This is a genomic window from Microbacterium sp. Leaf436 (assembly GCF_001424715.1).
Taxonomy (GTDB): Bacteria; Actinomycetota; Actinomycetes; order Actinomycetales; family Microbacteriaceae; genus Microbacterium.
This window is the reverse complement of the sequence record NZ_LMRB01000001.1, coordinates 862276-875786: the sequence shown is the minus strand read 5'-3', so window position 1 is coordinate 875786 and position 13511 is coordinate 862276. Positions and strand designations below refer to the sequence as shown.

Below are 13511 nucleotides of genomic sequence, written 5' to 3'. Positions count from 1 at the left end.
TGAGCAGACAGGGAATCGGCGTACATTGTGCTGGTGGCACAGCTCACCACTTCCGACCTTCTCGCTCAGACCGAACGCCTGGGCATCGCGCACGCCGCCGGCCCCGAGGGGGGAGCGACGATCGAACGCGTCGACGTGTCGACCCTCGCCGATCTGCCCGGCCTGACCGCGGGCACCCTGGCCGTCGTGGCCGGCGACGACCCGCCCGCGCCGTACCTCGTCGACGTGGCCCTGCGCCAGGCCAGCGCGCGCGGGCTGGCGGGCCTCGTCATGCCCGCGGGCTTCACGGCGACCGAGACCGCGACCGTGCTGGCGCTGCGCGGCGGCGTTCCCGTGCTCGTGTCGCTCGCGGCGCCCGCTCCCGACCTCGCCGTGGCGATCGACCGGGTGATCAGCGGGGGCGCGGCCGAGTCGATGACCCGCGCGGCCTTCGCGGTCGAGAAGGCGACGCAGGCCGCGGCTGCGGGCGAGGGAGACGCGGTGGCGGCGATCCTCGACGCCGCGGGCACCGCCCTGGGCGTGCGGGTGAGCCTGCGCGAAGACCTGGTGACCTCGTGGACCGACGCCGACGCCGTCTTCGCGGGCGAAGTGCCCATCGGCCGGCTGGTCGCCGAGACGTCGGACCCGGCCGCCACCGTCGCCCTGCCGGTCGTGGCCTCGCTCGTGTCGCGGGCCATGCAGCGGCACCTGCAGGACCGCTTCGCCCCGAATCAGTCGCGCGCCGACCTCATCGTCGAGCTGATCCTCGCCGAGGCCGGTCGCGTCGACGGGTTCGTCGCTCCGGCCGCACGCCTCGGTCTGCCGCTGCAGCTCTCGCACGCCGTGGCGTGGATGCGTCCGCAGCACCGCACCGACCCGGGGCTGCGCGCCCCGCGCTTCGTCGAGGCCGCGCTCGAGCTGTTCACCCTGCAGCTCATCGAGGACCGCCCCGAGCTGTGGCACATCGCCTTCCTGCAGGACGACGTCCTCGTCGTCAGCAGCGAGGACCACGGTGCGGGCGACCACCAGCGGCGCCTGCGCGACGTCGTGTCGCGCGTGCAGTCCCAGGCACGCCGTCTCATCGGCGACGACTGGACGTACACGGTCGGTCTCGGCACCCCGCAGACCGGAGCCGCGGGTCTTCGGCAGTCGGCTGCCGAGGCGCGCGTCGCCGCCGACTCCGCCATCGCCGGCGGTCGATTGGATGCCATCGAGCTCACCGACGTGACCGGGCTCCGACGTCTGCTGCTCGACTTCTACGCCTCGCCGGTGAGCCGCAACCTGCTCGACGACATCCTCCACCCGCTCGACGTGCTGGGCCCCGAGAAGGCGACGACGGCCGTGCGCACGCTGCTGTCGTACCTCGGCCACCGTCATTCGCTCGCGCAGGCCGGGCGCGAGCTGAACCTGCACCCCAATGCGGTCGGCTACCGCATCCGACGCGCGCGCGAGCTGCTCGGGGTCGACCTCGACGACCCCGACACCCGCTTCGCGGTCGAGCTGGCGTGCCGCGTGCGCCTGCTCGGCTCGGGGCGCTGAGGAGGGCGTCGGGGCCTGATCGCGGCGCCGGCGTGGGGCGGTGGCCCTCCATCACCCGGGCGCCCGCTGTGCCGACGGCACACTTCGACCCGGTGATCCTGTGCCCGGGCGACGATGAGGTTCGGTGGACCCCGGGGTAGCGTCGACGGCATGCTCTCCACCGATTTCCGCGCGCTCGGGCTCGAGGACATCCGCGGCACGCTGGGCGAGCCGGAGGGTCCCTCGCTGCAGAAGATCACCGACCACCTCGATGAGAACTGCCTGCGCTTCCTGGCCCACTCGCCGTTCGCCACCCTCGCCACCGCCGATCGCGACGGAACGTGCGACTGCTCGCCGCGCGGCGACTACCCCGGTTTCGTGCGGGCGATCGACGACCGCACCGTCGTGCTTCCCGACCGCCTCGGCAACAAGATCGCCGACTCGATGCGCAACATCGTCGACAACGGCCACGCCGCCCTGCTGTGCTTCGTGCCGGGAATGAGCGAGACGCTGCGCATCAACGGCACCGCGTTCGTCACCGACGACCCCACCCTGCTGCGCTCCCTCGAGCAGGACCACACCGTGCCCGACCTCGCGATCGTGCTGCGCATCGAGCAGGTGTACCTGCACTGCGGGCGCGCTCTGCTGCGCGGCGGGATCTGGGACGCCGACATGCAGGACCTGGCCACGCAGGTGCCGACCTCGGGCCAGATCTGGGCGAGCACGTCGGGATGGGATGCCGCGGTCGGCGACGTCATCGACGAGGCGATGTCCGGCGCCTACCGGGCGCTGTACTGAGGTGCGCAGCCGCGAGGGACTGATACCCCTGGTGGTCCGCGAGATCATCCGCCAGACGCCCGACATCGTGAGCATCCGCCTGCAGAACGTCGATGGATCCCCCCTCCCCGCCTGGAACCCCGGCGCCCATATCGACCTGCAGCTGATCACGCGCCACGAGCGGCAGTACTCGCTGTGCGGCGACCCCGCCGACACCGCGTCGTACCGCATCGCCGTGCGCCGCGAGGAACTGTCGCGCGGCGGCTCGCACTACATCCACGCGTTCCTGCGCGAGGGCAGCACCGTCTGGGTGCGCCCGCCCCGCAATCTGTTCGAGCTCGGCGAGGCCCCCGCGTACCTGCTGCTGGCCGCCGGGATCGGGGTCACGCCGATCCTGTCGATGGCCCGTCACCTCGCCGCCGTCGACGCCGACTGGAGGATGATCGTCGTCGCCCGGGATCGCGACGGCGTCGCCTTCGCCGACGAGATCGCCGCCCTCGGCGATCGCGCCACCGTCCACGTCAGCCGCGAGCGGGGGCGTCTCGACCTCGACGCGGTCGTGGGCGGGATCGCCCCCGGCACCGACGTCTACGCGTGCGGGCCGGCGTCGTTCGTCGACGCGCTCTGGGCGCTGAGCCCGACACTGCCCGAGGGGTCCGGCATCCATCTCGAGCGTTTCGAGCCCCGGAAGCGGGAGTTCGGGCCGAACGAGGCCTTCACCGCCACCGCCGCCCGGTCCGGTGTGACCGTCGAGGTGCCCGCGACCCGGTCGCTGCTCGAGTCGCTCCAGGGCGCCGGGGTGCCGATGAACGGCTCCTGCCTGCGCGGGGTCTGCGGCTCGTGCGCCGTGCCCGTGCTGGATGGGGCGGTGGACCACCGCGATTCGCTGACGGTCGACGACGAGTCCCGCATCATCTACCCGTGCGTCTCGCGCGCTCGTGCGGGAGAGACGCTTGTCCTGAACGCCTGAACGCCTGAACGCCTGAACGCTCCGCGCGGGCGGGAACGCGTCGACCGGGCGCGGGGATCGCGCTCGCGCACGCGCCGGATCGTCGAGCGTCCGCACGCGACGGCCCCGCGCGACGGCTGGCCTGTCGGGGGCGACCCGCCGCCCCCGACGAGCCCGGTCACACCGCCCGGTGCGTGAACCGCCCGCCGAGCAGGGTCGCCGCCACGGTCATCTCGCGCAGGTCGTCGCGGTCGCACGCGAAGGGGTCGCGTTCGAGCACCACGAGGTCGGCCGGCTGCCCGACGGCGAGGGTGCTGCGGCTGCTCGCCGCCAGCGCGACGTCGAGCGGAAGGCGTTGTTCCGGATGCCAGGCCTCGCGGTCACCGCGGCTGCGCGAGGTCGCCGACGCGATCGCGTGCCACGGGTCGAGCGGGGCGACGGGGGCGTCGGAACCGAGGCGCAGGGCCGCGCCCGACCGATGCAGAGAGCCGAACGCGAAGGCCCGGTCGGTGCGTCCCGACCAGTGCAGGTCGGCGATGTCGCGGTCGTCCATCGCGTGCTCGGGCTGCACGCTGGCGATGAGGCCCGCCCGGCGGAATCGGGCGAAATCGCCGTCACTGACGAGTTGCGCGTGCTCGATGATGCCGGGCATGCCGAGAGTCTCGAACACACCGATCACCTCGGCGTTCGCGCGGTCGCCGATGGCGTGCACGGCGGGGAGGATGCCGCCCTGCTTCGCGCGTCGGAGCAGTCGGTGCAGCTCGTCGACCGAGACGCTCTGCACGCCGCACGCGTGGGCGTGCAGGGGGTCGGCACCGGGGTACGGGTCCCAGCACCACGCCGTGCGCGTGTTGAGGGAGCCGTCGACGACGACCTTCAGCCGGCCCATGGTGACGAGTCCGTCGGCGTCGAGCGGGTCGCCCGTCCGCAGGCCCGCGGCGATGGCCTGCTCGAGTCGGTCGGGCCACACCGAGGCGTCGACCCGCAGCGCGTGCACGCCCGCGGCGACCCGCTCGGGCCACTCGAGGAAGTTCGGGACGTTCTCGTAGTCGACGATGCCGACCACACCGCGCCGGGCCGCGGCGTCGGCGACCTCGCCATATGCCTCGACCGGAATGGATGCCGCCTGCTGGAACCGCTGCAGGGCGGCGATCCACTCGAACTCGGCGACGACGCCGCTCGCGTCGGGGCGGAGGCCGAGGCGTTCGGCCCCGCGGGAGTTCATCCACCCGGCGTGCAGGTCGCCGCTCACGAGCACCACCGGAACGTCGGGGAACGCGTCGTCGAGGAGTCGGAGTGTCGTCGGAGTGGTCCACAACCCGTCGCGGTAGCCGTAGCCGACGAGGACGCCGTCGGTGCGCGGCGCCCCGGCGACGAGCGCCCGACGCACGGCATCCACGACCTCGTCGGGGCTGTGCGTGCCGGCGACGTCGACGCGGCGGCTCGAGATGACCCACTGCGAAAAGTGCACGTGGGCGTCCCAGAGGCCGGGACCGATCGCGCGGCCGTCGAGCTCGACGACCTCGCCCTCGGCCGGCGCGGAACCGGCCGGGACGATCGAGGCGATGAGGCCGTCGCGCACGACGACGTCGACGGGCTCGCCGCCGTACGGCCGGCCCGAGCGCAGGGTGAGCGCGCTCACAGAGCGGGCACCGGGGCGCCGACGAGGCCGAAGAGGTCCTTCGGATCGTCGGGGGCGGCCACGAGGTCGATCTCGAGCGCCAGTTCGGTGCCCGCGACGCTGTCGCGCAGGAACCGCAGCGCCGAGAAGTCCTCGATCGCGAAGCCGACCGAGTCGAAGACGGTCACCTGGTCGTCGGAGGTGCGCCCCGGCGCGCGGTCGGTGAGCACCTCCCAGAACTCCGTGACCGGGAAGTCGGCGGCGACCCGCTGGATCTCGCCCTCGATCCGGGTCTGCGGGGTGTACTCCACGAACACCGGCCCGCGCGACAGGATCGCGGGGTCGAGCTCGGTCTTGCCGGGGCAGTCGCCGCCGATGGCGTTGATGTGCATTCCGGCTGCCACGTTGGAATCGCTGAGCACCGTCGCCGCCGCCTTGTCGGCGGTGCAGGTCGTGACGATGTCGGCCTCGCGAGCGGCCTCGGCCGCCGAGTCGCACACCTCGATGTCGAAGCCGAGCGGGGTGAGGTTGCGCACGAGCTTGGCGGTGGCCGCGGGATCGACGTCGAACACGCGCAGACGATCCACGCCCAGCACACCGCGGAACGCGAGGGCCTGGAACTCGGCCTGACTCCCCGCGCCGATCATCGCCATCGTGCGCGCGTCGGGGCGAGCCAGTCGGCGCGCCACCATGGCCGAGGTCGCGGCGGTGCGCAGCGCCGTGAGCAGCGTCATCTCCGACAGGAACACCGGGTAGCCGTTGTGCACGTCGGCGAGCACGCCGAACGCGGTGACGGTCTGGTACCCGCGGCCGGGGTTGAAGGGATGCCCGTTCACGTACTTGAAGGCGTACGTGTCGGGATCGCTGATGGGCATGAGCTCGATCACCCCGAACGGGGTGTGGCTGGCCATACGCTCGACCTTGTCGAACGACGACCAGCGACGGTAGTCGGCCTCGAGGTACGCGACCATGTCGGTCATGAGCCGCTCGGCTCCGTTCGTCGCGACCCAGCGCACCATGGCATCCACGCCTACGAATCCGGTCATCGTTCTTCTCGTTCCTCTCGTTGGCGGATGGCATCCATCCGACCGGCCAGGGCCGGGTTCTCATAGGGGCCGGGAGCGCGCAGCGCCGCGACGATGCGGTCGACGACGGCGGCGGGCTTGTCCTGGCTGAGCTTCTGCTTCGCCTCGAACCGTGTGACGGGCAGGCGGAACCCGACCGTCCCGTGCACGATCCGCTCGGCGTAGGCGGTGTTCTCGAGGCTCCGGTGCATCAGGAAGGGGTTCGGCAAGGGCGCCTCGAAGTGCGTGACGAGCCGGTCGAGTACCGCGAGGTTCTCGTGGTCGCTCAGCAGCTCGGGCGTGCCGTACAGGTGCGCGACGACGAAGTTCCACGTCGGCACGGCCGGCGACACGTCGTACCAGCCGGGCGAGACGTAGCCGCTCGGCCCCGACACCACCACCATCACCTCGTGCGCGCCGAGCTCGTGCAGCGCCTCGTCGGGGCGCCCCACGTGGCTCACGATCGAGAACCCGTCGCCCGCGTCGTCGACGAGCACCGGATAGTGGGATGCCACGAGCCCCCGCCCGGGCACATGACTCACCAGCGTGGCCCAGGGGTTCTCGCGCACCAGCTCGCGCACCGCGTCGAGGTCGGTCAGGGCGTAGTCGGGGGCGTGTCTCACGGCGTCTCCTCCGGGGCGGCGGTCGGCGGACCGAAGATCAGCACGAGCTCGGCCGGGGCGTCCGAGGCATTGCGCACGCCGTGCACCATGCCCGCCGGGGCGTATGCGCCGTCTCCCGCCCTGAGCACCCGGTCCACCCCGTCGGCGGTGAAGACGATCTCGCCCGCGGTGACGACGTACATCTCGTCGCTGCTGTCGGCCGAGCAGCTGTCGGCGGCGCCGGTGAGGTGGCGGTGCTCGCCCTCCGAGGCACCGGGGGCCAGGTGGTAGAGCATCACCTGGGCGCCGAGGGCCGTGGCATCCGGGAAGTACCACTCGATGCCCACGCGCCCCTCCCCCTCGTAGAGGGTCCAATCGTGGTGGCCGTCTCCGCGGCGCTGAATCTGCACGGGGGTCCTCACATCGCCGGGGCGACGGTCGCGTCGACCGCGAACGCCGACAGGTCGTCGGTGGTGTCGCCGCCCATCGCGAGCTCGGCCAGCGCCAGACCGATCGCCGGAGTGAACTTGAACGCGTGCCCGGCGCCCAGCGCGACGATGATGTCGGGCTGCTCGACGAGGGGGCCGATGACGAAGCGACGGTCGGGGGTCAGCGCGTACTGGCAGGTGACGGTGCGCAGCACCGGGCCGCTCGCGGGGATCGTCGCCGAGAGGAACGCCGCCAGCTCGGCCGTGCGCTCCTCCGACGGGACGAACGTGCGCTCCGCCGGTGACATGTGCACCTCCGACACGTCGCGCGCCGCCTTGATGGTGGGCTCGCCGTAGGTCGGGAAGCCGTAGAAGCACTGCTCGTCCTCCCAGATCCAGACGGGGAACCTGTCGCGCTCGAACGCCTCGGGCTCGGACGGGGCGAAGTAGCTCACCTGCTCCTGCATGACCTCGAGCGGAATCCGGATGCCGAGCGGCTCGAGCAGCGTGTTCGTCCACGCGTCGGCGGCCACGACGACGCGGCGAGCGCGCACCTCGCCGGACGAGGTGGAGACGATCACGCCGTCGCCGTCGGGAATGAGGCGGTCGACTCGCGTGCGGTCCCGCAGGTCGGCTCCCCGCACCCGGGCGTGCATCTGCAGCGTCGCGACCGTGCGGGCGGCGTGGGCGATTCCCGAGTCGGGCGTGTAGACGGTGGTGACACCGGCGGGCACCGAGAACTGCGGCCACCGCTCGTGCACCTCGTCGGGGCCGAGCAGGTCGAACGGCACGTCGTTGTCGGTCAGGCTACGCGCGAAGTCGGCGGCGTCGTACGGGCCGCCGTCGGGGATGAAGACGACGCCGCCGGTGATGCTCAGCAGCCGCTCCCCCGTGGCCGCCTCGAGCGCCGCCCACTCGCGGTACGCCGCCTGCGCGAAGCGCACGTACGCGGCCGAGCCGTACGAGGTGCGCACGATGCGCGAGGTGTCGTGCGAGGCGCCGCGCACGTGCCCGAGCTCGAACTGCTCGAAGGCGACCGTGCGCGCGCCCCGGCCGGCCAGGTGGTACGCGGCGGCGCTGCCGAGGGCTCCGAGACCGACGACGGCGACGTCGAACTGCTCCATGGCGGGTCCTTTCGAGGGGCCGGTCGGGTGCCCGGCGAATGTCAGCCATTATTCGAACCCCGCGCGGCGGGGCTGTTACGGTCGCCGTGAGATGCAAAACGCCACGGTCGAGATTGCGATCGCGGGGGGAGGGATGCCGTGAGCGCGAGGATCGAGCACGCGATCGCCGCCCTGCGTGCGGTCGCAGCACGCCCCGACCCCACCCGGCCGCTTCCGCTGTCGTCGATCGCCCGCGGCGCACGGGCGAGCCTCAGCACCGTGTCGAGGCTGTGCGCCGAGCTCGCCGACATCGGCCTGCTCGCCCGGGCCGACGACTACGGCAGCTATCGCGTCGGATCCCGCGCCCTCGCCCTGTCGGGTCGGGCGTCCGCGGCGCTCGCCCCGGTCGTGCGGTTCGAGCTGCACCGCATCGCGCAGGAGACCACCGAGACGGTCGTCCTCGCGGCCCCCGAGACGGGCGGGGCACGCGTGCTCGCGACCGTCGGTTCGGGGTGGACCCTGCACGTGCCCGTGACCCTCGGCGAACTCGTCACCGACGAGCGTCGCGCCCTCGTGCGGGCCTCGCGCGGCGGCGATGGCCTCGTCGAGTCGCAGCTCGGCCGAGCGGTCGAGATCGCCGTCCGGCTCACGACACCCGACGGGCGCACGGTGGCCGCCCTGGCGGTGAGCCTCCCGGTCTATCGCGCCGCCCGCGCCCGCCCCCGCGTGCGCCGCGTCCTCGCCGATGCGCGGCGCGCGTTCGAGCAGGCTCTGGCCGAGGCGCACGTCGGGCCCGGCCGCGGGGACGCCGCCGCCGTCGAGCCGACCCGCGCCCTCGAGGCGGCGACGCGCGTGCTCGAACACCTCGCCGACGGCCCCGACTCGGTGGCGGGCATCGCGCCCGCCGCGCGACTCCGCCCCGATCGCGCGCGTCGAATGGTCGACGCCCTCGTGCGCACGGGAGCGGTCGCGCACGACGCCGAATCCGACCGCCTGCATCTCGACCTCGCCCTGCACGCCTGGTATCGCGCAGCGACCGAGCCCCTCCTCGCACGCACCGGCCCCGCCCGTGCCGCCGCGACCGCGGCCCGCGCCGAGGCCTGCGTCTTCGTCACCGCGCTCAAGGGCATGCGCAGTTTCACCCTGGTCGAGCACATCGAACCCCTCGCCGAGGGCCTGATCATGGCGCCCTGGCTGGGCCGCCCGCATCCGCTCGTCGGCTCCGACGGAGGCCCCACCCTCGCGATGGACTTCACCCTCGATCAGCTGGGCGCGCTCTTCCCCCGCCGGCACGGGGCCGCCGAGTACGCCCAGTTCACCGGACGCGTCGAGCGCGTGCGCGCCGACGGGGTGCTGACCATGGAATCCATCGACGAGTTCGGCATCACCTCGATCTCCGCCCCCGTGCGCGACGCCGCGGGCCAGGTCGCCGCCGCCGCCTGCATCGTCGGGGCGACCGAGAACGTCAAACCGCGCCTCGCCGGCCTCGAGGCCGCGGCCCGCGCCCTCGCCGCGGAGCTCTCCGCCGACCTGCACGCCCCGGGCTCGGCATCCATTCCCGCCCTCGCCCCGATGGGCGTTGCGCCCATACCGCCGCGTCGCTGACGCGGCTATCGTCGCTCGCACCCCGAACGAAGGACCCCGGATGCCGTTCACCCCCGACCCCGCGATCTTCTACGACACCGCCGGTGACGCCGACGACCCGACGGTGGTGTTGATCGCCGGCGGCGGCGCGCAGCTCATCGCCTGGCACGTCGACCTGGTCGCCCGACTGGTCGAGCGGGGTCTGCACGTCGTGCGCATGGACAACCGCGACGTGGGGCTCTCGGCCCGTTTCGGCGGACCCGACGACATCGACGGCGGGTACGGCCTCGAAGAGATGGGCGACGACGTCGTGCGCGTGCTCGACGATCTCGGCCTCGACGCGGCGCACCTCGTCGGGCACTCGATGGGCGGGATGATGGCGCAGATGGCCGCGATCCGGCATCCCGAGAGGGTCCGGAGCCTGGGTCTGCTGTCGACCATCCCGGGGCGCGATGCCCGCTACGTGCTCCACGACGAGAGGCCCGAGCTCATGCGGGCTCCGCTGCGGTACTCGCGCGCCGAGATCACCGCCGGGGCCGCCGCCTTCGCCTCCGCGACCGCGGGCGAGCGCTACCCGCTCGACGTCGAATGGAACGCGTGGGCGGCGGGCGAGGCGTTCGACCGCGGGTACTTCCCCGAGGGCTTCTCGCGGCAGTGGTCGGCGTTGCTGCGCGCGCCCGAGCGGCTCGAGGCACTGCGGGCCCTCGACGTTCCCGCCCTCGTCTTCCACGGCCGCGACGACGACGTGCTGCACTGGAACGCGGCGGTCGACATGGCCGCGGCGCTCCGCGACGCCGAGCTGCAGGTGCACCCCGGCATGGGGCACTTCATCGCCCCCGAGCTCTGGCCCGAGCTGATCGGCGGGATCGTCCGCGCCGTCACCGCCGGCGAGTCCCGCGCGTAGCCGTCGCTGCCGCGGCACGCGCGCGGCGAACCGTGCGACCGCCGGGGCGGGTCAGTGGGCGGCGTCGGCGGGGGCGTCGCGCTTCACCAGGCGCGTGACCCCGGTCATGATGCCGACGATGATGAGCCCCAGGATCAGGCCGAACACCGCCGACATCGCGGTCTCGACGATCCAGACGATCACGGCGCCGGCGGCCTCGATCGCGTGGGTCACGAGGTGCACGACCTCGTACGGTCCTGCCCACAGCGTCTCGGAGAGGTTCTGCAGCACCAGGTGCCCACCGACCCACAGCATCGCGACGGTGCCGATGACGCTGATCACGCGGAACACCGCGGGCATGGATGCCACGATCCGCACGCCGAAGCGACGCACCCCGCGTGAGGCGCTCTTCATCAGCCGCAGGCCGATGTCGTCGACCTTCACCAGCAGGGCGACCGCGCCGTAGACGACCACCGTCATGGCCAGGCCGATCACCAGCAGGGCGCCCAGCGTCATCCAGATGCCGAAGCCGGGGTCGAGGCTCGACAGCGCGATCAGCATGATCTCGGTGCTGAGGATGAGGTCGGTGCGCACCGCACCCAGCACGAGCTTCTTCTCGTCGCGGGGACCGTCGTCGTCGTGCGCGCCGTGATGCACGCCGAACCACTCGAGCACCTTCTCAGCGCCCTCGAAGCACAGGAACCCGCCACCGATGATGAGCAGGTAGGGAAGCACCCACGGCGCGAACGCGGTGAGCAGCAGCGCGATCGGAATGATGATCACGTACTTGTTGATGATGCTGCCGAGCGCGATCTTCCACACCACGGGCAGTTCGCGCGCGGGGGTGAGCCCCTGTACGTACTGCGGCGTGACGGCGGCGTCGTCGATGACGACTCCCGCGGTCTTCGCGCTGGCGCGCATGGCGGCGCTGAGGATGTCATCGACGACGGCGAGCAGACCGACCGACATGTGCGTTTCTCCCGGGGGTACGAGGGTGCGGGCGCGAACGGCCCACAGCCCCGAGGTTAGCGGGCGCGAGACGGTCCCCCGCCGTGTGGCCGGTTCGCGAACGTCCGCGGCCGCGCGTCGAGACCGGCCGTGCGCACGGCTTCGCCCCGGGCCCGACACCCCGCGACACCCGGCATCACGACCCTGTCGGTCGGGAGGCGGCTCTGGCTAGGGTGGGCAGACGCGTCCAGCAGGGAGTCCCATGTCGTTCATCACCCGCGGTTTCTCGGGCCGGCGCCGCGAGCGCGATCCTCGGCTGCCCCCGGGGCAGACGCTCATGGCCGACTGGCCCGTGCTCTCGGCGGGGCCCACGCCGACCGTCGCCGACGACGCGTGGGAGTTCGTGATCGGCACCGAGAACGGCGTGCACCGGTGGAACCGGGCCGAGCTCGAAGCCCTCGGGGTCGAAGACGTCACCGTCGACATCCACTGCGTCACGCACTGGACGAAGCTCGACATGGCGTGGCGGGGCGTCTCGCTCGACCGCGTCTTCGCCGAGGTCGAGACCGCGCACCGCTTCGCGATGGTGCACTCGTTCGGCGGGTACACCACCAATGTGGCGCTCGACGATCTGCTCGGCGGAAAGAGCTGGATCGCGTTCGAGGCCGAGGGCGCACCCCTCACCGCCGAGCACGGCGGCCCCGCCCGGCTGCTCGTGCCGCACCTGTACTTCTGGAAGAGCGCGAAGTGGGTGCAGGGCTTGGTCACCATGCCCCGCGACTCGCCGGGCTTCTGGGAGCAGAACGGCTACCACTCCCACGGCGATCCCTGGCGCGAGGAACGGTACGAGTGAGCCGCCGCCCCGCCTGGCACGTCGCGACCGTCGTCGAGAGTCGAGCCGAGACGACCACGGCCCGCCGCCTCGAACTCGAGGTGCCCACGTGGCCGGGCAACGACGCGGGGGCGCACGTCGACGTGCGCCTCACCGCACCCGACGGCTACCAGGCGTCGCGCTCCTACTCGCTCGCCTCGTCGGGAGACGGGACGCGCGTGACGCTCGCCGTCGATGAGATCCCCGACGGCGAGGTGTCGCCCTTCCTCGTGCACGATCTGCGCGTCGGTGACCGCATCGAGCTCCACGGCCCGCTGGGGGCGTTCTTCGTGTGGCGTCCCTCCGACGACCCGGCCCCCGTGCAGCTGATCGCGGGCGGGTCGGGAGTGGTGCCGCTGTACGCGATGGCCGCGGCCCACGCGCGGAGCGGCGAAGCCGCCCCGCTGCGACTGCTGTACTCGGTGCGTTCGCCGGGCGACGTGTTCTTCCGCCCCGAGCTCGAGGCGCTCGCCGATCGCGGTCTGCCCCTCGACCTGGTCTACACGCGCACCGCCCCGCCGGGAGGCTCGGCACCGCCGGGGCGTCTCACCGCCGAGGGGCTGCGACGAGCCGTGTTCCCCGCCGCCCAGCGGCCCCGGGTCTACGTCTGCGGGCCCACGCCGTTCGTCGAGGCCGTCGCCGGCTGGCTCGTCGACGACGGACACGCTCCCGCGGCGGTGCGCACCGAGAGGTTCGGGGGCGCCTGACGGCCGCGCTCCACGGCGACGCCGGGGAATGCGAAAAGCCCCGGCGAACCGGGGCTTTTTCGGCGGAGACGGAGGGATTTGAACTCCCGCCACGCTCGCGACGTGACGGGGAGGTCGCAAGAGTGCCCCGTCATTCCGCACATCTCGGGTCACGTCAGCACCTTTTGAACTATCGCCACTCTCGGCGTTTGTTGCCATTCTGTTGCCACGGACGAAGGGGGCAGGGGTACTCGCTACCCGAGTACCCACAGGGGTACGCGAATTTGACGTACCCCTGTGGGCGTGGGGTACGCCTAGCGGACCCCATCTGCAACCGTGGTTGCATGTGTCGGATCCCCGACATGTGAGGGGCTCGCGGATCGCTACCCCCCTGGCGAAGGGGGTGCACAGTGGGCATGCCCTCGGGGTGTCGGCTCAATCGACACCCCTCGAAGGGGGCCGGGGTGGTTCGCATCCCGCATTTCAAATGAGGGATGG

Annotated in this window: 13 protein-coding genes; 7 read left to right on the top strand and 6 right to left on the bottom strand. The window is 72.5% G+C overall.

Annotation, left to right across the window (positions count from 1 at the left end; translation table 11 throughout):
- The first annotated feature begins 33 nt into the window (after window positions 1-33).
- The 3 genes from ASG45_RS04115 to ASG45_RS04105 all read left to right on the top strand — a co-directional run bounded on the left by ASG45_RS04115 (window position 34) and on the right by ASG45_RS04105 (window position 3244).
- Complete coding sequence (locus tag ASG45_RS04115) at window positions 34-1518, top strand: PucR family transcriptional regulator (RefSeq protein WP_055833297.1); 1485 nt, start codon at window positions 34-36, stop codon at window positions 1516-1518.
- Window positions 1519-1668: 150 nt separating this feature from the next.
- The gene (locus tag ASG45_RS04110; protein WP_156458899.1) at window positions 1669-2295 is read left to right on the top strand and encodes an MSMEG_1061 family FMN-dependent PPOX-type flavoprotein; all 627 of its coding nucleotides are present in this window, start codon (window positions 1669-1671) and stop codon (window positions 2293-2295) included.
- Window positions 2296-2326: 31 nt separating this feature from the next.
- Complete coding sequence (locus ASG45_RS04105; RefSeq protein ID WP_200943385.1) at window positions 2327-3244, top strand: PDR/VanB family oxidoreductase; 918 nt, start codon at window positions 2327-2329, stop codon at window positions 3242-3244.
- Window positions 3245-3401: 157 nt separating this feature from the next.
- On the opposite strand, the gene ASG45_RS04100 is transcribed toward ASG45_RS04105, so the two are convergent.
- The 5 genes from ASG45_RS04100 to solA are packed head-to-tail and all read right to left on the bottom strand — an operon-like array spanning window position 3402 to window position 8062.
- The gene (locus ASG45_RS04100; RefSeq protein ID WP_055832993.1) at window positions 3402-4865 is read right to left on the bottom strand and encodes an amidohydrolase; all 1464 of its coding nucleotides are present in this window, start codon (window positions 4863-4865) and stop codon (window positions 3402-3404) included.
- A complete protein-coding gene (locus tag ASG45_RS04095; protein ID WP_055832991.1) occupies window positions 4862-5890 on the bottom strand; it encodes an ornithine cyclodeaminase in 1029 nt (342 codons plus the stop codon). The genes ASG45_RS04100 and ASG45_RS04095 overlap by 4 nt, the downstream gene beginning before the upstream one ends.
- On the bottom strand, window positions 5887-6531 hold the full coding sequence (locus ASG45_RS04090) for an FMN-binding negative transcriptional regulator (RefSeq protein ID WP_055832989.1): 645 nt from the start codon (window positions 6529-6531) through the stop codon (window positions 5887-5889). The genes ASG45_RS04095 and ASG45_RS04090 overlap by 4 nt, the downstream gene beginning before the upstream one ends.
- Entirely contained in the window at window positions 6528-6920 is a 393-nt protein-coding gene (locus ASG45_RS04085) for a cupin domain-containing protein (RefSeq protein ID WP_055832987.1), read from the bottom strand. Before ASG45_RS04085 ends, ASG45_RS04090 begins: the two co-directional genes overlap by 4 nt.
- Before the next feature lie 8 nt (window positions 6921-6928).
- A complete protein-coding gene (gene solA / locus ASG45_RS04080; protein WP_055832985.1) occupies window positions 6929-8062 on the bottom strand; it encodes an N-methyl-L-tryptophan oxidase in 1134 nt (377 codons plus the stop codon).
- A gap of 138 nt (window positions 8063-8200) precedes the next feature.
- Between solA and ASG45_RS04075 the strand changes: the two genes are divergently transcribed.
- Together ASG45_RS04075 and ASG45_RS04070 are read left to right on the top strand one after the other, a co-directional pair.
- A complete protein-coding gene (locus ASG45_RS04075; RefSeq protein ID WP_055832983.1) occupies window positions 8201-9646 on the top strand; it encodes an IclR family transcriptional regulator domain-containing protein in 1446 nt (481 codons plus the stop codon).
- Window positions 9647-9686: 40 nt separating this feature from the next.
- Window positions 9687-10529, top strand: coding sequence for an alpha/beta fold hydrolase (locus ASG45_RS04070; RefSeq protein ID WP_055832981.1), 843 nt, complete (start codon window positions 9687-9689; stop codon window positions 10527-10529).
- Between the two features lie 51 nt (window positions 10530-10580).
- Here ASG45_RS04070 and ASG45_RS04065 read toward each other — a convergent pair whose 3' ends face one another.
- The gene (locus ASG45_RS04065; RefSeq protein WP_055832979.1) at window positions 10581-11477 is read right to left on the bottom strand and encodes a DUF808 domain-containing protein; all 897 of its coding nucleotides are present in this window, start codon (window positions 11475-11477) and stop codon (window positions 10581-10583) included.
- Between the two features lie 241 nt (window positions 11478-11718).
- Between ASG45_RS04065 and ASG45_RS04060 the strand changes: the two genes are divergently transcribed.
- Both ASG45_RS04060 and ASG45_RS04055 read left to right on the top strand, forming a co-directional pair.
- On the top strand, window positions 11719-12309 hold the full coding sequence (locus ASG45_RS04060; RefSeq protein ID WP_055832977.1) for a molybdopterin-dependent oxidoreductase: 591 nt from the start codon (window positions 11719-11721) through the stop codon (window positions 12307-12309).
- Window positions 12306-13034, top strand: coding sequence for an FAD-binding oxidoreductase (locus tag ASG45_RS04055; protein WP_200943384.1), 729 nt, complete (start codon window positions 12306-12308; stop codon window positions 13032-13034). Before ASG45_RS04060 ends, ASG45_RS04055 begins: the two co-directional genes overlap by 4 nt.
- Window positions 13035-13511: the final 477 nt, after the last annotated feature.

Coding starts and splice junctions, on each gene's coding strand:
- ASG45_RS04110 (WP_156458899.1), top strand. CDS start 1,669: ATGCTCTCCACCGATTTCCGCGCGCTCGGGCTCGAGGACATCCGCGGC.
- ASG45_RS04095 (WP_055832991.1), bottom strand. CDS start 5,890: ATGACCGGATTCGTAGGCGTGGATGCCATGGTGCGCTGGGTCGCGACG.
- solA (WP_055832985.1), bottom strand. CDS start 8,062: ATGGAGCAGTTCGACGTCGCCGTCGTCGGTCTCGGAGCCCTCGGCAGC.
- ASG45_RS04070 (WP_055832981.1), top strand. CDS start 9,687: ATGCCGTTCACCCCCGACCCCGCGATCTTCTACGACACCGCCGGTGAC.
- ASG45_RS04065 (WP_055832979.1), bottom strand. CDS start 11,477: ATGTCGGTCGGTCTGCTCGCCGTCGTCGATGACATCCTCAGCGCCGCC.
- ASG45_RS04060 (WP_055832977.1), top strand. CDS start 11,719: ATGTCGTTCATCACCCGCGGTTTCTCGGGCCGGCGCCGCGAGCGCGAT.